Here is an 18,183-nt window from a genome sequence, read left to right on the forward strand (position 1 = left end):
GTCTAGTTGCCCTCTCTCAACTGTCGCGCGAGTGGAACGTGCGCCGACAGCGCGACGCCATCACCCGCTGCGCTCTCCACGTCGAGCCCGCCCCCGAGCTCGCGGAGTCTGGCTCGCATCGAATGCAGTCCGTAGCCGCCGCCGGCAGCCCCGAAACCCGCGTCCCACGCGCCGGCGTCGAAGCCGCTGCCGTTGTCGACGATGTCCAGCCGCACCGAGTCACCGGCATCCACCAGATTCACCACGACCCGGCTGGCCCCGGCGTGCTGCCGCACGTTCGCGAGCGCAGACTGCGCGGTGCGCAGCAGGGCGACCTCGACGGTCGTCGCGAGCGCCGGCAGGCTCTCATCGACGCGGAACTCCGTGTCGATGCCGCTCTCCTCGGTCAGCCGTTCGAGCATGCGGCGGAGCGCTCCGGCGAGCGCCCCCTCCTCGAGCTCTGACGGTGCAAGGGCAGCAACGATCCGGCGCACGTCGACGAGGCTCTCCCTGGCCAGGGCATCGATCTGCTGCAGTGTGCGCGGCATCCGCTCGACCTGCCCGTGCTCAATGGCCGCCGTCGCGAGCAGCGAGATCGACGAGAAGCCCTGGGCGATGGTGTCGTGGATGTCGCGCGAGATCCGGGTGCGCTCCTCCTCTGCACCCGAGAGCCGCTGCGTGTTGGCGAGCTCGTCCTGCAGCTCGGCCATCTCGGCCTGGGTCTGCACGAGGGAGGCGACGAGGCGCTGGCGTTCCTGCAGATCGCGGACCAATTGCACGTAGCCGCGCGCGATGCTGAGGGCGAATGCGCCACCGATCAGCGGGCCGATCACATTGGCGTAGCTCGTGGTGCCGTGCTGCATGATCGGGGCGGCGATGACCACCGCGAACACGGCGAGCGAGAACAACACCGCCCAGCGCAGCCGCAGAATGTAGCCGGCGAGCAGCCAGAGCGAGAAGGCGAGCCAGACGAACTCTGCGGATGCCGCGACCGCCCCGACCCAGATCACGGCGAGCCCGGCCAGCCACCAGCCAGAGAGCTGACGGCTCTGCACGCGCCCGCTCAGGATCACCCCGCCGAGGTACCAGGCCGAGAAGACGACGGCGCTGCCGAGCACCAGCGCCGGCGGCACCTCGTCGATGATGGCGCGGGCCGCGGCGACCACGACGAGCGCCGCGGTGATGATGTGCAGCCCGATCTGCATCGAGCGGATGGTCGCGCTGAGGGTGCGCGGCGTGCGCCGCGCACCCTTGTCCCCCGCGCTAACCGGCGAGGACGGGGTCGGAGTGAGGCGCGTCATGCTCCGATTCTCTCCCCTGCCGACTGTCTTCGTGCGGCGCATCGCTGGGCGCCGGGGCCTTCGGTGCCTTCGACGGCCACCAGATGCGGTCGCCGAGCAGGCTGAAGATCGCGGGAACGATCACCGTGCGCACGACGAGCGTGTCGACGATGACGCCGAGACCGACGATCAGACCGAGCTGGCCAAGGGTCACGAGCGGCAGCATGCCGAGGGCGGCGAAGACCGCGGCCAACACGATGCCGGCACTCGTGATCACGCCACCGGTGTTGGCGACGGCACGCACCATGCCCTGCCTCGTTCCGTGCGTTGCGGCCTCGCTCCTGGCGCGGTGCACCAGGAAGATCGTGTAGTCGATGCCGAGGGCGACGAGGAACAGGAAGGAGAGCAGCGGCACCTGCAGGTCGAGCGCGTCCTGGCCGAACAGCACGCGGCTGAGCCACGAACCGGCGCCGATCGCGGCGACGGCGCTGACGACGTTCACCACGAGCAGCAGGGCGGGAGCGACGAAGGAGCGCAGGAGCACAAGCAGCACGATGAAGCTCACGGACAGCACGAGCGGCACGATCAGCAGCAGATCCTGCACGTTGCCGGCACGGGCATCGAGATCTTCGGCGACGGCGCCGCCGACCAGAGCGTCCGCGTCGACGCCGTGCACGACGGTGCGGAGCTCCTCGACGAGGTCCAGGCTCTCCGGCGTTCCCGGGCCGGGCTCTCCGGTCACCATCAGCTTGCCGAGCTCGCCGTTCTCGGACTCGCCGAGCGGCGTTACCCGCACGACACCGGGAACGTCCGCGGCCGCGGCGCTGACCTCGTCGACGGAGTCGCTGTCGGCGATGACGATCATGGGCTGCGATTCGCCAGCCGGGAAGTGCTCAGAGAGCGTCTCGAGGCCGGCAGCCGACTCGGAGGCGACGCGGAACTTCTCGGTCTGGGTCAGGCCGATCGAGGTTCCGAACAGGCCGAGGGCCATGATCGCAAGCAGGGTGCCGCCTGCGACGAGCGCGACGACGGGGCGGCGCACGACGCGGCTGGCGACCGCGCCCCACACGCGTCGGTCACTGGTGGCCTGGCCGGGGCGGGGAACGAAGGGCCAGAAGATGCCGCGCCCGCACACCGCGAGAAGCGGGGGCAGGGCGAAGAGCACGGCGACGAGGGCGATGATCAGGCCGATGGCCGAGGAAATGCCGAGGCCGCGGGTGCCGGGGATGACGGCGAAGACGAGGGTCAGCAGCGAGAGCACGACGGTCACGTTCGAGGCGAGGATGGCCGGGGCCGTGCCACGCCACGCCGTCGACAGTGCCAGGCGGTGGTCCTCGGTCTTCAGCAGTTCCTCGCGGTAGCGCGAGATCAGCAGCAGCGCGTAGTTCGTGCCGGCGCCGAACACCAGCACGCTGATGATGCCGGCGTCGAACTGCAGGCCGAGCACGCCGCCGACCGCGTTCGTGGCGAGGCTGGCGAGACGGTCGGCGATGGCGACGACGGTGAGCGGGATGATCCAGAGGATCGGCGAGCGGTAGGTCAGGATCAGCAGCAGCGCGACGATGCCGATCGTCACCATGAGCAGGGTGAAGTCAGCGCCCTCGAAGGCGCCGGCGATGTCGGCGCCGAACGCCGAGCCGCCGGTGACGAGCACGGTCATTCCGTCGATCGGGTTCTCAGCCAGCGTGGAGCGGAGCGCCTTCACCTCCTCCGCGGTGGCCGTGTTGTCCTCGCCGAGCGCGATCGAGGTCTGAATGACGGCGGCCTGCTCGTCCTCGCTTGCAAATGGCTGCGAGGCGGTGTGGCCCGTCGTGGCGTCGATCTCTGGCACGAGCGCCGACACGGATGCCAGGTCGGCATCCGTCAGCTCTCCCCCGTCATCGCGGGTGGCGATGATCAGCACCGAGCCCTCATCGCTGCCGGCGAACTCATCGGCAAGCGCCTTGACCTGGGCAGACTCGGAGGAGGGCGGCGCGATCGCGTTGCCCCCCGGCGCCTCTGCGGCGCGGAGCATGCCGAATGCGGCGACGATGGCGAGCAGGACGAGGAGCAGCGAAACCCAGGCGCCTCGACGCGAGGTCAGGCGCTCTGGCAGGGAGGGGCGGAGCCGAGAATCAGACATGATTCCACTTCAGCAGCGCGGCCCCGTCTGGGGATCGCGCGGGCGGTTGAACTTCAACTCAACCCTTTGGTTGAGGAGCGAGCGAGTTCGGACGAATCCTGCACAGAATCTGGTGCACTCCACCCGGCTGCCCCTATCTTCAGATGACGGGGGCATCGGCCGGATCCCCGAACGTCGCTCGTAGTCAGGAGACAACATGTGGCAACGCAACGGTGACGCACTGTGAGCGCCGAGCTGGCTGGCCTGATCGGGGTCATCGTGATCCTGGTGGATCTGACGATCCGGATCGTGGCCCTCATCATCATCCCGCGGGAGCGGAAGCCCACCGCCGCGATGGCGTGGCTGCTCGCGATCTTCCTCATTCCCTTCGTCGGCATCCTGCTGTACCTGATCATCGGCAACGTGAAGCTGCCGAAGAAGCGGATGGAACGGCAGCGCGAGATCAACGGGATGATCGAACAGCGCGCGGCGACCGTCGACCTCGGCACAGACACCGCGGCCTGGCCGAGCTGGTTCCGCACCCTCACCGAGCAGAACCGGGTGCTCGGCGCGCTGCCGGCCAGCGGCGGCAACCGTGCCGAACTCATCGGTGACTACCAGTTGTCGATCGACCGGATCGCCGAGGACATCGACACGGCGCGCCACTTCGTGCACGTCGAGTACTTCATCGTCGCGTTCGACGAGACCACGCGCGGGTTCTTCGCCGCCATGGAACGGGCGGTGCAGCGCGGGGTCACGGTGCGCCTGCTCATGGACCACATCTCCTCTGCCAAGGTCCCGATCCACAAGGAGACCATCGCCGAGCTGGATCGGATCGGCGTCGCCTGGAACTACCTGCTGCCGGTGCAGCCGCTGAAGGGGCGGTATCAGCGCCCCGACCTCCGCAATCACCGGAAGCTCGTCGTGGTCGACGGACTCGTCGGCTACACCGGATCGCAGAACCTGATCCACCGCAGCTACGACTCGCCGAAGAACCTCAAGCGCGGCCTCATGTGGCAGGAGCTGGTGACCCGCGTGACCGGCTCCGCCGTCGCGGCGATCAACGCGGTCTTCCTCTCCGACTGGTACTCGGAGACCGACGAGAATCTCCTCACCGCAGAGCACCTGCCCGTCGCCGATGTTCCTCGGGACTCCTCTTCCGATGCCCTGGTGTGCCAGGTCGTGCCGAGCGGGCCGGCGTACGAGCTCGAGAACAATCTCCGGCTCTTCCTCGGCCTCGTGAACGCCGCGCAGGAGAAGGTGATCATCACCAGCCCGTACTTCGTGCCGGACGAGGCGATGCTCTACGCCATCACATCCGCGCGCTTCCGCGGTCTGGACGTGCAGTTGTTCGTGTCCGAGATCGGCGACCAGGGCATGGTCTGGCACGCGCAGCGCTCCTACTACGGGCAGCTGCTTCGGGCGGGCGTGCGCATCTGGATGTACCCGGCGCCGTACATCCTGCACTCCAAGCACCTGTCGATCGACGACGAGGTCGCGGTGATCGGCTCGAGCAACATGGACATCCGCTCCTTCAACCTCAACTTCGAGATCTCGCTCCTGGTCTACGGCAAGACGTTCGTCGCGGCGATGCGGGAGGTCGAGGAGGCGTACCGCACGGCGGGTCGCGAGCTCACGCTCGAGGAATGGGAGCGCCAGCCGGCGTCCGCGACGTTCCTGGACGGCGTCGCCCGACTCACCTCGGCGCTCGAGTAGAAGGCGGGGCGACGGATGCTGCAGGCGATCGGACACATCCTCCCCATCGCGCTCGCCGTCGCGATCAGCTCGGTGCCGATCCTGGCGACCGTCGTCATCCTGCTATCGCCCGAACGCTCCCGGACCGCGATCCCGTTCCTCATCGCCTGGGTGATCGGGATCATCGTCGTCGTGTCGGTCTGCACCATCGGCGCGCACCTCGTGCCGACGCCAACGGGACCACGCAAGCAGGACGACGCGGTCGGGGTGGCCGAGATCGTGGCAGGGCTGGCGCTCGGCGTGACGGCGGTCGTGTCCTGGCGGCGCAGCCGCAAGCACCCGGAGGCAGCGATGCCGAAGTGGCTGAACAAGGTCGAGTCACTCCACCCGCGGGCCGTGTTCGGTCTCGGAATGCTGATGAACGTCCGACCGAAGGCCATCCTGCTGGCGATCGCCGCCGGACTCGCGGTCGCGGCCGAGGATCTCTCCGTCGGGCAGTCCGCCCTGACCATCGGGGTCTACACCGCGATAGCCGCATCAACCGTTGTCGTGCCGATCGTCCTGACGTTGGCGGATCCCGCGCGGATGGAGCCCCGGCTCCGCGCCACGCAGACCTGGCTCATCGCAAACGGCAGTGCGGTGACAAGCCTGATCCTGCTCGTCGTCGCGTTCGCCGTGGTCGGCAGCGGCCTGGCACGGTTCTGACGCGGGCAATCAAGTCGCGCGAGATCCGCCACGTCGTCCGGCGAGGTACTCGGGCGGCATGCCCGGTCCGATGCGCACGGCGATCTCCTCGGCGGGCACGATGCCGCACGTCGTGCAGCTCGCGACCGCGTGCACCGCGCCCGCTCCGCAGACGGTGTGCCGGTAGAGAATCGGCGGCTCGATCGGGGACGCCCAGGCATCGCCCCACTCGGTGAGCGCGACGAGCGCCACCGCGAGCGCGTGCCCCTTCTCGCTGAGGCGATAGTCAGCGGAATCGTCGCGCTCCATGATGCCGCTGGCAACGAACGAATCCAGTCGGGAGCTGAGCACATTGCTCGCGATCCCGAGGTTGTGCTGGAAGTCGCCGAACCGCGTCACCCGAGCGAACAGGGCGTCCCGGAGGATGAGCAGACTCCACCGCTCGCCGACAAGCTCGAGCGACCGAGCGATCGAGCACACCTGCGTGTCATAGGCCTTTCCCAACATGGATTGACCCTACCACTTGCATGATGCAAGCGCGCGGTCTACGCTCACCCTCATCACGCAAGTGGAGAAGTCTCCCGCGGGAGGCGTGCAAAGGAGCAGACAATGACCGAGAACTTCACCACGACGATCACGGTGGATGCCACCCCGCAGCGGGCGTTCGATGCGATCAACGACGTTCCCGGCTGGTGGGGGCGCATCACCGGCTCGACCACCGCCGTCGGCGATGAGTTCGTCTACGTCGTCCCCGGCTTGCACTACAGCGGATTCCGGGTCGCCGCCGTCGAGCCGGCACGGCGCATCGCCTGGCTCGTGACGGGCAGCTACCTCGACTTCGTTGCCGACAAGCAGGAGTGGACGGGCACGACCGTCCGATTCGATATCGAGCGAGCCGGCGACCAGACCCGGATCACGTTCACCCACGAGGGGCTCGCACCGGAGGACGAGTGCTACGAGGTGTGCTCGAATGCGTGGGGCATGTTCGTGAACGGGAGTCTCAGGCGCTTCATCGAGACGGGTCACGGTGAGCCGTATCGCTTCGGTGGAGACGAAGAGCTCAGCGCCGCCGACCATTCCCGCCTGCACGAGCAGGTTGCCCAGGCGGCCGGGCGTGCAGGCGACGCCGGCTGACCGCCCGGGGCGTGAACCGCGGGGCGCCGGCCGCAGCGGCATCCGCAACGGCTCCCAGCCTTTCCCTGATATCTTGATATCGAGATAGGTTCGCCATACGCAACGCCAAGGAGCTGCCCACGATGACCACAATCATCTACACATACACCGACGAGGCGCCCATGCTGGCGACCCACTCGTTCTTCCCCGTCATCAGTGCGTTCGCCGGCACCGCTGGCGTCCAGCTCGAGACGCGCGACATCTCCCTCGCCGGCCGCATCCTTGCCGCGTTCCCCGAGAAGCTGAGCGACGAGCAGCGCGTCGGCGACGCTCTCGCCGAGCTGGGGGCCCTCGCGACCACGCCAGAGGCCAACATCATCAAGCTTCCGAACATCTCCGCCTCGGTGCCGCAGCTGAAGGCCGCCATCGCGGAGCTGCAGGCCAAGGGATACGACATCCCCGACCACCCCGACGCCCCGACGAGCGACGCCGAGAAGGACACCCGCGCCCGTTACGACAAGATCAAGGGCTCCGCGGTGAACCCGGTCCTCCGTGAGGGCAACTCGGATCGCCGTGCGCCGCTCTCCGTCAAGGAGTACGTGCGCAAGAACCCGCACCGCATGGGTGCGTGGACGGCAGACTCGAAGACCAACGTCGCCACCATGGGACACGATGACTTCTTCTCGAACGAGAAGTCGGTCGTGATCGGCGCCGACGACGTGCTGCGCATCGAGCACGTGAACGCCGCCGGCGAGGTGACCACGCTGCACCCCGGCGTCAAGGTTCTGCCCGGTGAGGTCGTCGACGCCACGTTCCTCAACGTCGCCCAGCTGCACGAGTTCCTCGCCGCGGCGATCGAGCGCGCCAAGGCCGAAGACGTGCTGTTCTCCGTGCACCTGAAGGCCACCATGATGAAGGTCTCCGACCCGATCATCTTCGGCCACGTCGTGCGCGCCTTCTTCCCCGCCGTGTTCGAGCAGTACGGCGCCGAGCTCCAGGCCGCCGGTCTCAGCCCGAACAACGGCCTCGGCGGCATCCTCGACGGCCTCGACGCTCTCGAGAACGGCGCCGCGATCCGCGCCGCCTTCGAGCAGGGCCTGAAGGACGGCCCGCGCCTGGCGATGGTCAACTCCGACAAGGGCATCACGAACCTGCACGTGCCGAGCGACGTGATCGTCGACGCCTCGATGCCGGCCATGATCCGCAGCTCCGGCCACATGTGGGGCGCAGACGGCGCCGAGCACGACACCATCGCCGTCATCCCCGACTCGAGCTACGCCGGCATCTACCAGGCCGTGATCGACGACTGCCGCGCCAACGGTGCCTACGACCCCACCACGATGGGCACCGTGCCTAACGTGGGCCTGATGGCTCAGAAGGCCGAGGAGTACGGCTCGCACGACAAGACGTTCGAGATCGCCGAGGCCGGCACCGTGCGCGTCGTGAACCAGGCCGGCGAGGCGCTCATGCAGCACGAGGTGGCGGCCGGTGACATCTGGCGCGCCTGCCAGACCAAGGATGTCGCCATTCGCGACTGGGTGAAGCTCGCTGTCAACCGCGCCCGCGCCTCGGCGACCCCCGCCGTGTTCTGGCTCGACGAGAACCGCGCCCACGACGCCAACCTCATCGCCAAGGTCAACACCTACCTGCCCGAGTACGACACCACCGGCCTCGACATCCGCGTGCTCGCCCCCGCCGAGGCCACCACGTTCTCGGTCGAGCGCATCCGCCGCGGCGAGGACACGATCTCGGTCACCGGCAACGTGTTGCGCGACTACAACACCGACCTGTTCCCGATTCTGGAGCTCGGCACCAGCGCCAAGATGCTCTCGATCGTGCCGCTCCTGAACGGTGGCGGCCTGTTCGAGACCGGTGCGGGCGGCTCGGCCCCGAAGCACGTGCAGCAGCTCGTTGAAGAGAACTACCTCCGCTGGGACAGCCTCGGCGAGTTCCTCGCGCTGGCCGCCAGCTTCGAGCACTTCGCCGACGCCAACGACAACGCCCAGGCCCGCGTGCTCGGTGCGACCCTCGACCGCGCCACCGGAACCTTCCTGCTCGAGAACAAGTCGCCGGGTCGCGCCCTCGGCACGATCGACAACCGCGGCTCGCACTTCTTCCTCACCCTGTTCTGGGCCGAGGAGCTCGCGAAGCAGACGGATGACGCCGCGCTCGCCGCCGCATTCGCGCCGCTGGCCGCGACGCTGCGTGCGAACGAGCAGACCATCGTCGACGAGCTGATCGCCGTGCAGGGTTCGCCCGTCGACATCGGCGGCTACTTCAAGGTCGACACGGCCAAGACCGACGCTGTCATGCGCCCGTCGGCCACGTTCGCCGAGGCGCTCGCCTCGCTGTAACGCGACACGCAGAGGGTCCCGGACGGCACTGCCGTGCGGGACCCTCTGCTTTCCCATGCTCCCGAGCCTGCTGCTACCCTGTGCCCATGGTGGGGAACGACTGGATCGAACACCGACGCGGCGATGGCGAGCTTGTGGGATGGATCATCCCACGTGGTGACGATTTCGTCGTCGTCGACCTGCTCGGCCGCGAGCGCGGAGTCCCGGTCGACTGGCTCAGCGCCGAGGACGCTCTCGAAGAGCTCGGCATCGGCTACCTCGCGGACATCTACCTGCTCACCCTGGAGAGCGGCACCGAGCTCCGGGTCCGCATCGCCGAGGTGAGCTCGGCCGGTATCACCGTGAAGAAGGACGACTTCGGCGACATCGGCGCGCCGCAGCGTTGCTTCTCGCTGCCGTTTCCCGCTCCGACGTCGCTGCGAGTGATGAGGGCGGCGGATGCCGGCGTGCTTCCGCTGGAGTTCTTCGACGCCTGAGATCGGGCGACCGTGCCGTCGGCGGGGTCCACGTCGCTGGCGAGCGCCGCGGACCCACAACGCGGCGGTCAGGCCGTACTGGCTGCGTACCTGGCGGGGTCCGCGTCAAAGGCCGGCCCACATCCCGCACAGCAGAAGTGGTACCGCTCGCCCTCATAGTCACGATAGAGACCGACCGCTTCAGCGGCCGTCTTGTTGACCGGGCTGCCGGCCATGACCGGGCAGGTGGTCATATCGGCGCTCGTGCCGGCGCTGTGTGCGCCGGAGCTGCATGAGTTGACGGGTGCCTCACAGTCGTTGGTCATGTCAGGTGATTCCTTTCGTTGGTTCTCGTGGGTTGGTTCTCATGGGTGGTGCGAACTGACGCTCAGTGCCCGGAGCGTGGTGCATTCCCGGCATCCGCCGGCACCGCGCTGCTGGCCGCGTCGAGCACGAACTCGGCGGTGTGAACTGCCCCGTCGACTTTGAAGTCCAGGTACAGGAGGTATCGGCCTGCCGTTGGCGCATCCGCGGCGAACACGATCGTCGGACCGGCCGTCTCATCGACCGCTGGGTCATCGCCATCGGCGTGCACGTGCAAGAAGGCGAGGTCACCCTCGCGCAACGCGACCAGGTGCCCGAAGGCCCCCAGGTAGGGCTCCAGCTGACGGACCGGTTCTCCGTCCCGGGCGACGGAGATCGTGAGCTCGCTCGACGAGCCCGCCATCAGCTCGCCGGCGACGGAGACCGTGAAGCCGTCGACGAGGTGGGTCCGCGTCGGCTGCGGCGTCATGGCGGTGAACGGCCCCGACACGTGCACAGTACTCGTGAGCGTGAGCGCGGATGCATCGGCGCCAGCCGGCGTGAAGTCTGTGAAGACGCGGTAGCTCCCGGCATCCGCCCATTCCCATGGGATGGACCAGGTTCCGGTGGAGCTCTCGAGCACCGGGTGGACGTGACGGAACTGGCTTCCATCCGCCCGCACGACAATGAGGTGCAGGTCACGCTCGTGTGAGTTCGTGTACTCGGTCACGGGAGCTCCATGCGAATCGTAGATCTGGAAGCTCAGTATCCCGGACTCACCAACGGAGCGTGGCGCCGATACCGGCGACAGCAGATACCCGCCACTCTCCGAGGCGAGGCCCCTCACTGCGCTCGCCGCCGCGGTCGCCGGAGCGGTGCCAGCGGAGCTGTGGCCCTCATCATGACCGTTCATCTCTGTTCCTTTCTCCCACCCCGCTACTGCGCCGTCGGGCACGATTGCCCCAGCGATGCCGAACGCGCCGCCGAAGACGACCACGAGCCCGAGCCCATAGAGGGCAAGCCGTGCGCCGGTGTTCATGCCGCCCACGCCGCAGGGCGCGGCGCTCCCGCGCATGGCTCGCAGGTCGTCCCAGTCAACAGATTCTCGTCCGCGTTCATCGCCAACACCTTCCACCGATGAATACCCCCTGTGGGTATCCAAGCGATTTCACGGTATACCCCACTGGGGTATACCGCAAGTTTGCCGAAAGTCGCGTGGCCCTCGCCGGCCGAGCGGCGGATGTCACGTTTGACAGCAATACCCCCCAGGGGTATACGCTGAGCCCCGCCCGGGTATCTCCGGCTGCGTTCTCAGGAGGAAATCACATGTCTATCCATCCGCCACTCTCGCCCGCGAAGCGGTGGCTCGGCCTAGCGCTGATCGCTACGGCACAGTTCGTCGTCATCATGGACACCTCGATCATCGGCGTTGCCCTCCCCGACATCCAGCGCGATCTCGGCTTCACGCCTGAGTCGCTCTCGTGGGTGTTCAACGCTTACGTTGTCGCCTTCGGCGGTCTGCTCCTGCTGGGTGGGCGGTTGTCGGACGCGTTCGGCGCCCGCAAGATCTTCGCGCTGGGCTGGATCATCCTGATCGCCGGATCACTGTTGGCCGGAGCCGCGGACAGCGTCGGCCTCGAGCTCACCGGGCGCGCGGTTCAAGGCGCAGGTTCCGCGCTGATCGCTCCGGCGGCGCTGACCCTGCTGATGTTGATGTTCGGAGGCACATCCGACCTCCCCAAGGCCTTCGCCGTCTACGGCGCGGCCGCCCCCATCGGCGGAACGGCCGGGGTGTTCCTGGGCGGTGTGCTGACCGAGTACGCGAGTTGGCCGTGGGTGTTCTACGTGACCATTCCGATCGCCGTGATCGTGCTCGCCTTCACGGCGACAGCGCTCCCCCGGACCGTCCGCAACGCGTCCGGCTCGATCGACATCGGCGGTGCCGTCACGGTGACCGTCGGGCTCGCCGCCATCGTCTACGGGGTCGTCAACGCTCCAGAGGTCGGATGGCTCACGATGCAGACGCTCAGCGTGCTGGCCGCCGGAATCGTTCTGCTTGGGCTCTTCTTCCTCATCCAGGCACGGAGCCGCAACCCCCTGCTGCGCCTCGGCATGCTGCGGGAACCGCAGCTCGGAGCCGCCAACGGCGCGCAGCTCCTGCTCGGCGGTGCCTGGGTGTCGATGTGGTTCTTCCTGAACCTCTACCTGCAGCAGGTGCTCGGCGCGAGCGCCTTTGCCGCCGGCGCCGCGCTCCTCCCGATGACCGGTCTCGTGGTTCTCGTCATGATCGCACTGGCGCCGCGGCTGCAGGCGAGATTCGGCGCGAAGTCGCTGATCGTCTCCGGCCTGCTCGTGCTGTCGGCCGGGCTCGGCTGGCTGTCTCTCATTCGCCCCGACGGCAGCTACCTGGTCGACGTGCTGCCCGCATCGCTCCTGGCTGCGCTCGGGATGTCGCTCGCCTTCGTCCCCTCTCTCGGCACCGCCATCAACGCGGCGCCGCCCGCCGAGACCGGAGTCGCCTCTGGGCTCGTGAGCACCAGCTACCAGATCGGATCCGCTCTCGGCCTCGCGCTGCTCACGGCAATCGTCTACGGCATCTCCGGCGCCGATGCGTCGCCCGTCGAGCTGACCGCCGGGTACTCCGCGGCGTTCGTCGGCGCGGCAATCCTCGCCCTGGCCGGTGCGCTGATCACGGCCGTCGCAATGACGAAACCACCGGTGCCGGCAACCACACCGCAGGAGTCGATCTCGGCGTAGCCGGCTGCACGGTCGATGAATCGGCGAGCCGCACGGCCGCCGGCTCATCGACCGCCACCGCTCATGCGCCGCCGTCGGGCTCAGCGGCGCCGGCCGAGTGACATCCGGAGCACGGCGGCGCATACTGGCCGCATGGGCACAGTCACGATCTCGTTCGAAATGACGCTCGACGGGGTGTTCGACCACATGGAGCAGTGGTTCGACCCGGACGATCCGGGCGTGCAGCGCGCCTCCGATGAACTCGTGTTCGGCGCGGACGCCGTGCTCCTCGGCCGGGAGAGTTACGAGTTCTTCCGCGAGTACTGGCCGGCGCAGAGCGACGACCGGGGGTTCGCCGCACACTACAACGCCCTCCCCAAGTACGTCGCATCCCGCACGCTGTCCGGTCCGCTCGATTGGAATGCGACGCTGATCGAGGGAGACGTTGCGGAGGCTGTGCGGGGGCTCCGCGACCGCCACGACTCGATCATCTCGCACGGCTACGGTGAGCTGGCCGCCGCGCTCATGGACGCCGGCCTGGTCGATGCGATCCACGTCGGCATCCACCCGTTCATGGTCGGCGACGCCGAGATCCGGCTGCGCACACCGCATCTCGTCGGCCTCCACCTCCTCGGCGTGCAGAGATATGAGTCGGGCGTGATCGCGGCCAGATACGCGCCGATCCGATGATCGGCGGCGACGGCATCCGGCCGCACGATGGCGCGGGCAGGGGGCATGGATGAGGCCCATCCCGTTCGAGGCCCACGAATCCGGTGCCCTCCTCCACGGCACCAAGGCGGTGCTGCACAGCGGCGACATGCTGGAGCCCGGCCGGCGATCGAACTACGGGGAGGGCCGCACCGCCAACCACATCTATGTGACGAAGACGCTCGATGCGGCGGCGTGGGGCGCCGAACTCGCCGCAGGCGATGGGCGCGGCCACATCTACCTGGTCGAGCCGACCGGTCCGATCGAAGACGATCCCAACGTCACCGACAAGCGGTTCTCCGGAAACCCGACCATGTCATATCGGACCGGGCATCCCGTACGGGTCGTTGGCGAGCTGCTTGAGTGGGAGGGTCACTCGGCCGAACAGATCCAGGCCATGCGGCACTCTCTGGACGAGCTCGCACGGCAGGGGCTCGACGTCATCGACGACTGATGAGGCTGTCCGTTCCGACATTCACGGATGACAGGATGTCTGCCGTCTCGATGATCAGGCTCTGCATGGCGTGGGCGGCGCGCGTCAGTGCGACGTCGTTGCGATGGGCGAGACTGATGGAGCGGGCGAGCCGCGGCGCGGTGAGCCGGACCGAGCGGAGCCCCGGGCGGTCCACCATCACCATGGCCGGCACGACGGCGACCCCCAGCCCGCGCTCGACGCAGCGCAGCACCGCATCCATCTCGGCACCCTCGAGCACGATGTGTGGGACGAGCCCGGCGGCCTGGAACGCCTGCATGGTCGTTGCCCGCAGCTCGTAGCTCTCATGGAAGGTGAGCTGGGGCAGCTCGGCCAGCTGGGCGAGCGAGAGCGACTCGACACCGTCGAGGAGATCGCTCGAGGCTGAGGCGACGACAACGAGCTCCTCGCTGAGCAGCGGGACTCTCCTGAGGCTGGCCGTCGGCGCCGCTCCGTCCTCAGCGGTCGTGATCAACGCGAGGTCGAGCGTTCCGCCAGCCAACTCGTCCAACAGCCCACGCGAACCGCTCTCGGTGAGGTGCAACTCGATTCCGGGGTGAGCGGCGTGGAACGCCGTCAGGACCTCTGCAACCAGGCTGATGCAGAGCGTCGGCGTCGCGCCGAGACGGACTCTCCCCGTGCGCAGGCCCGCCAGCTCCTGCATCTCGAACCGCACGGTCTCGGCGTCCGCGAGCATGCGCATGGCGAGCGGCAGCAGTGACTCTCCGGCAGCGGTGAGGGTGATGTTGCCCCGCGCGCGGTGGAACAGCGTGGCGCCGAGATCGGATTCGAGAGCCGAGATCTGCCGGCTGAGGGACGGCTGCGCCAAATGCAACTGCGCGGCTGCGCGCGTGAAGTGGCCGCTTCGGGCGACCTCGACGAAACTGCGGAGCTGTTCCAGATTCATATCTATAGCGTAGGCGCATCGACATCACTCGGATGATGCATTGGACTAATCGTGGAGCTGTTCCTAGCGTGGAGGAATGAGCACTTCGCGAGCACTTGAGAAGCAGATTTCCACGACCGTCCTCGTCATCGGCACCGGTGGCTCAGGGTTGCGGGCAGCCATCGAACTCTCCGAGATGGGCGTCGATGTGCTCGCGGTGGGAAAGAGACCGCGCAACGACGCACACACCTCCCTCGCCGCGGGCGGCATCAACGCGGCGCTGGGAACCATGGACGAGCGCGACAGTTGGCAGCAGCACGCGGCCGACACGATCAAGGAGAGTTACTTCCTGGCCAATCCCCACACCGTGGAGATCGTCGCCCGCGGTGCGGCCCAGGGCATCCACGATCTCGAACGCTACGGAATGGACTTCGCCCGCGAGGCGGACGGGCGCATCTCACAGCGCTTCTTCGGCGCACACACCTTTCGCCGCACCGCATTCGCCGGCGACTACACCGGTCTGGAGATCCAGCGGAGCCTGGTCGGGCGTGCCAGGCAGCTGAACGTGCCGATCCTCGACGAGGTTTACATCACCCGCCTGCTGGTGAAGGACAACCAGGTCTTCGGCGCGTACGGCTTCGACCTCAACAGCGGAACCCGGTACCTGATTCATGCGGATGCCGTTGTGCTGGCGGCCGGCGGCCACAACCGCATCTGGCGGCGCACCTCGTCCCGTCGCGACGAGAACACGGGAGACTCCTTCCGCCTGGCCGTGGACGCCGGTGCCCGCCTGCGCGACCCCGAGCTCGTGCAGTTCCACCCGTCCGGCATCATCGAGCCGGAGAACGCCGCCGGCACCCTCATCTCCGAGGCCGCGCGCGGCGAGGGCGGGGTGCTGCGCAACAACCTCGGTGAGCGCTTCATGGAGCGCTACGACCCGGTGCGCAAGGAGCTCTCCACGCGCGACCGGGTGGCGCTCGCCGCGTACACCGAGATCAAGGAAGGTCGCGGCACCCCGAACGGCGGCATCTGGCTCGACGTCTCGCACCTGCCGCGCGAGGTCATCATGGATCGGCTGCCGCGCGTCTACCAGACCATGATGGAGGCGCAGATGCTCGACATCACCACCGAGCCGATCGAGATCGCGCCGACCGCGCACTACTCGATGGGCGGCGTCTGGGTGCGTCCAGACGATCACAGCACGGATGTCGATGGCCTCTACGCCATCGGCGAGGCATCCAGCGGACTGCACGGCGCCAATCGCCTCGGCGGCAACTCGCTGATCGAGCTGATGGTGTTCGGCCGCATCGTTGCCCACGCGGCGGCCGCGTACTCGGCATCGCTCGATGCGCAGCCGCGTTCGGCGGAAGCGCTGGAGCACGCGCGGGCGGAGATCGACGAGCTCCTCGCCGCCGACGGTCACGAGAATGTGCGCGCGCTGCAGCGCGCCATCCGCAACATGATGACCGAGCATGCCGGAGTCGTGCGCGACGAAGACGGGCTGATGGCCGGCCTGGCGAAGCTCGACGCGATCGAGGAGCGGATGCTCCACGTCGGCATCCACCCCGACATCGCCGGCTACCACGACCTCGCCCATGCCTTCGATCTCAAGGCCTCGGCCCTGGCCGCCCGCGCAACGCTGGAGACGGCCGTCGAACGCCGCGAGACGCGCGGATGCCACAACCGCAGCGACTTCCCCGAGCTCGATCCGGCGCTCCAGGTGAACCTCGTCTGGTCACCGAGCGCCGGCATTGTTCGCGAACAGATCCCCGAGATCCCGGAGGAGATCGCCGAGCTGATCACCGAGGTGTCCTCGCTCGGCAAGCTCGTCGAGTAGTCGCGCCGGCGGCACCCCGGTCGGCGCGGTCCCGGCACGGCCAACCACGAGCGCGCCGCCCGGCTCAGGGCGGCGCGCTCGCCGGTGGTTACTGCGTCACGAAGCCGACGATCAGGTACAGCACGAACGACAGGCCGGCTGCGATGCCCGCGTACGGCAGAATCGCGCTCATCAACGTGAGCGGCTTGATGCCCGTTGAGCGCGACGCCAGGATGATGCCGTCACCGTAGAGGCAGGTCGTGGAGCCGAGCGCCGCCCCGGAGAACACCGCGGCAGCGGCGATGATCGGGTCGACGTCCATCGCGAAGGCGAGCGGGATGACGATCGGTGTGATCACGGCGGCCAGATCCCAGAACGAGCCCGTCGCGTAGGCGTAGATGCCGCAGACGAGGAACACGACGGCGGGGAGCAGCGCACCGCTCATGTAGGGCTGCGTCGAGGCGATCACGAAATCGGCCAGCGTGAGGTCGATGTTCATGTGCTGCACCATGAAGGCGAGCGCGGTGAGCACGATGACGAACATCATGCTCCCCACCCCGGCGAATGCGGCGTCGAAGACATCGCGGACGCGCATCCGTCGCTGCGCGACGTACAGGATGATCGCGACGATCAGCGCGGCCACGGTGCCCTTGAGCACATCGACCTCGGTGAGAATCGTGACCGCGATCATGACGAGGATCGGCACGAGGAAGTTGTACGGACGCGGCTTGGCGATGCTCGGCGCGCGCGTCGCCACGGCCACCGGGGAGGCCACGGCGAGCGTGCCACCATCACCCTGGATGCCGATCTCGGCAACCTCGATCTGCGCCGGCAGGCCGCCCTCGGCCTCACGCTCCTCATCCGTCGTGCCGAGCGGGAACACGTCGCCGGTCTCGTCGGCGCGCCGGATGTCCTTCTTCAGCGAGCCGAGCTTCGGGAAGACACCGAGGGAGAGCAGGATCGCGATGGCGAGCGCGATCCAGCCGAAGAAGATGTACGGGATGGCCTGCAGGTAGGCACCGAAGCCCGAACCGTCGACGGTCACACCCTGCGCCTCGAGGAGGCCGGAGAAGAACAGCGCCCAGGTCGAGAACGGCACGATGACGGCGATCGGGGCCGCGGTGAGCTTCATGATCGTGCCGAGCTGGCTGCGCGGAACCCGGTAGCGGTCGGTCACGCCCTTCATCGAGGTGCCGACGGTGAGCACGTTCAGGTAGTCGTCGACGAACAGCACGACCGAGAGCACGAAGGAGAGCACCAGCGACTTGCGCCGGGAGTTCACGAATCGCTCGGTCCAGGCCGCGAACTCACTGACCGCGCCAGAGCGCTCGAACAGCGTGATCAGGATGCCGAAGAGCACGACGACCAGCACGAGCCACTGCAGCGTCGCATCGGCCATCGCCGTGCCAAGGTATTCGACCCACGAATCGAAGAAGGCCCAGCCGCCCAGCAGCACGGCACCGACGATGGTTCCGCAGAGCATGGCGAACAGGGTGCGGCGCGTCGCGACGGCGACGACCAGGATTGTGACGACGGGAAGGAGCGCCCAAGCGCCTACGTCTTGCATGTTGTCCTCAGGGGATGAAGGGGAATCCCGGCCC

16 protein-coding genes are annotated in these 18,183 nt (G+C 67.9%); 9 read left to right on the forward strand and 7 right to left on the reverse strand.

Annotation, left to right across the window (positions count from 1 at the left end; translation table 11 throughout):
• Positions 1-2 precede the first annotated feature (2 nt).
• Positions 3-1,280, reverse strand: a complete 1,278-nt coding sequence (locus EV379_RS09595) for a sensor histidine kinase (RefSeq protein ID WP_130505943.1) — start codon at positions 1,278-1,280, stop codon at positions 3-5.
• Entirely contained in the window at positions 1,243-3,381 is a 2,139-nt protein-coding gene (locus EV379_RS09600) for an MMPL family transporter (protein WP_130505944.1), read from the reverse strand. Before EV379_RS09600 ends, EV379_RS09595 begins: the two co-directional genes overlap by 38 nt.
• A gap of 222 nt (positions 3,382-3,603) precedes the next feature.
• Between EV379_RS09600 and cls the strand changes: the two genes are divergently transcribed.
• Together cls and EV379_RS09610 are read left to right on the forward strand one after the other, a co-directional pair.
• Positions 3,604-5,076 carry a cardiolipin synthase gene (cls, locus tag EV379_RS09605; protein ID WP_130505945.1) on the forward strand — a complete coding sequence of 491 codons (1,473 nt, stop codon included), beginning with the start codon at positions 3,604-3,606 and terminating at the stop codon, positions 5,074-5,076.
• 15 nt (positions 5,077-5,091) lie between these two features.
• Positions 5,092-5,760 carry a GAP family protein gene (locus tag EV379_RS09610; RefSeq protein ID WP_130505946.1) on the forward strand — a complete coding sequence of 223 codons (669 nt, stop codon included), beginning with the start codon at positions 5,092-5,094 and terminating at the stop codon, positions 5,758-5,760.
• A 9-nt stretch (positions 5,761-5,769) separates the two neighbouring features.
• Here the strand turns inward: EV379_RS09610 and EV379_RS09615 are convergent, their stop codons facing one another.
• Positions 5,770-6,246 (reverse strand): winged helix-turn-helix transcriptional regulator, encoded by a 477-nt coding sequence (locus EV379_RS09615; RefSeq protein ID WP_130505947.1) that lies wholly within the window; start codon positions 6,244-6,246, stop codon positions 5,770-5,772.
• A 102-nt stretch (positions 6,247-6,348) separates the two neighbouring features.
• Here EV379_RS09615 and EV379_RS09620 point away from each other — a divergent pair, with 102 nt between their 5' ends.
• The 3 genes from EV379_RS09620 (at position 6,349) to EV379_RS09630 (ending at position 9,682) form a co-directional block, all read left to right on the forward strand.
• The gene (locus tag EV379_RS09620) at positions 6,349-6,873 is read left to right on the forward strand and encodes an SRPBCC family protein (RefSeq protein WP_130505948.1); all 525 of its coding nucleotides are present in this window, start codon (positions 6,349-6,351) and stop codon (positions 6,871-6,873) included.
• Between the two features lie 122 nt (positions 6,874-6,995).
• A complete protein-coding gene (locus EV379_RS09625) occupies positions 6,996-9,206 on the forward strand; it encodes an NADP-dependent isocitrate dehydrogenase (protein ID WP_130505949.1) in 2,211 nt (736 codons plus the stop codon).
• Between the two features lie 86 nt (positions 9,207-9,292).
• Complete coding sequence (locus EV379_RS09630) at positions 9,293-9,682, forward strand: hypothetical protein (protein WP_130505950.1); 390 nt, start codon at positions 9,293-9,295, stop codon at positions 9,680-9,682.
• Positions 9,683-9,750: 68 nt separating this feature from the next.
• On the opposite strand, the gene EV379_RS09635 is transcribed toward EV379_RS09630, so the two are convergent.
• Together EV379_RS09635 and EV379_RS09640 are read right to left on the reverse strand one after the other, a co-directional pair.
• The gene (locus EV379_RS09635; protein WP_130505951.1) at positions 9,751-9,987 is read right to left on the reverse strand and encodes a YHS domain-containing protein; all 237 of its coding nucleotides are present in this window, start codon (positions 9,985-9,987) and stop codon (positions 9,751-9,753) included.
• Between the two features lie 62 nt (positions 9,988-10,049).
• Positions 10,050-10,694, reverse strand: a complete 645-nt coding sequence (locus tag EV379_RS09640) for a hypothetical protein (RefSeq protein WP_242616308.1) — start codon at positions 10,692-10,694, stop codon at positions 10,050-10,052.
• 596 nt (positions 10,695-11,290) lie between these two features.
• Between EV379_RS09640 and EV379_RS09645 the strand changes: the two genes are divergently transcribed.
• From EV379_RS09645 to arr, 3 genes are all read left to right on the forward strand, one after another.
• Positions 11,291-12,721, forward strand: a complete 1,431-nt coding sequence (locus tag EV379_RS09645) for an MFS transporter (protein WP_130505953.1) — start codon at positions 11,291-11,293, stop codon at positions 12,719-12,721.
• Positions 12,722-12,853: 132 nt separating this feature from the next.
• Positions 12,854-13,390: a dihydrofolate reductase family protein gene (locus EV379_RS09650; RefSeq protein ID WP_165397340.1), complete on the forward strand. Its 537-nt coding sequence runs from the start codon at positions 12,854-12,856 to the stop codon at positions 13,388-13,390.
• A 49-nt stretch (positions 13,391-13,439) separates the two neighbouring features.
• Positions 13,440-13,862 (forward strand): NAD(+)--rifampin ADP-ribosyltransferase, encoded by a 423-nt coding sequence (gene arr, locus EV379_RS09655; RefSeq protein ID WP_130505955.1) that lies wholly within the window; start codon positions 13,440-13,442, stop codon positions 13,860-13,862.
• Here the strand turns inward: arr and EV379_RS09660 are convergent.
• Positions 13,849-14,787 carry a LysR family transcriptional regulator gene (locus EV379_RS09660; protein WP_130505956.1) on the reverse strand — a complete coding sequence of 313 codons (939 nt, stop codon included), beginning with the start codon at positions 14,785-14,787 and terminating at the stop codon, positions 13,849-13,851. The two genes, arr and EV379_RS09660, sit on opposite strands and share 14 nt — an antisense overlap.
• 76 nt (positions 14,788-14,863) lie before the next feature.
• Between EV379_RS09660 and EV379_RS09665 the strand changes: the two genes are divergently transcribed.
• Complete coding sequence (locus EV379_RS09665) at positions 14,864-16,603, forward strand: L-aspartate oxidase (protein WP_130505957.1); 1,740 nt, start codon at positions 14,864-14,866, stop codon at positions 16,601-16,603.
• An 88-nt stretch (positions 16,604-16,691) separates the two neighbouring features.
• Here the strand turns inward: EV379_RS09665 and EV379_RS09670 are convergent, their stop codons facing one another.
• Positions 16,692-18,149: a Na+/H+ antiporter NhaC family protein gene (locus EV379_RS09670; RefSeq protein WP_130505958.1), complete on the reverse strand. Its 1,458-nt coding sequence runs from the start codon at positions 18,147-18,149 to the stop codon at positions 16,692-16,694.
• Between the last annotated feature and the right edge of the window lie 34 nt (positions 18,150-18,183).

Origin of the sequence: Microterricola gilva (assembly GCF_004217495.1) — a bacterium.
GTDB classification, from domain to species: domain Bacteria; phylum Actinomycetota; class Actinomycetes; order Actinomycetales; family Microbacteriaceae; genus Microterricola; species Microterricola gilva.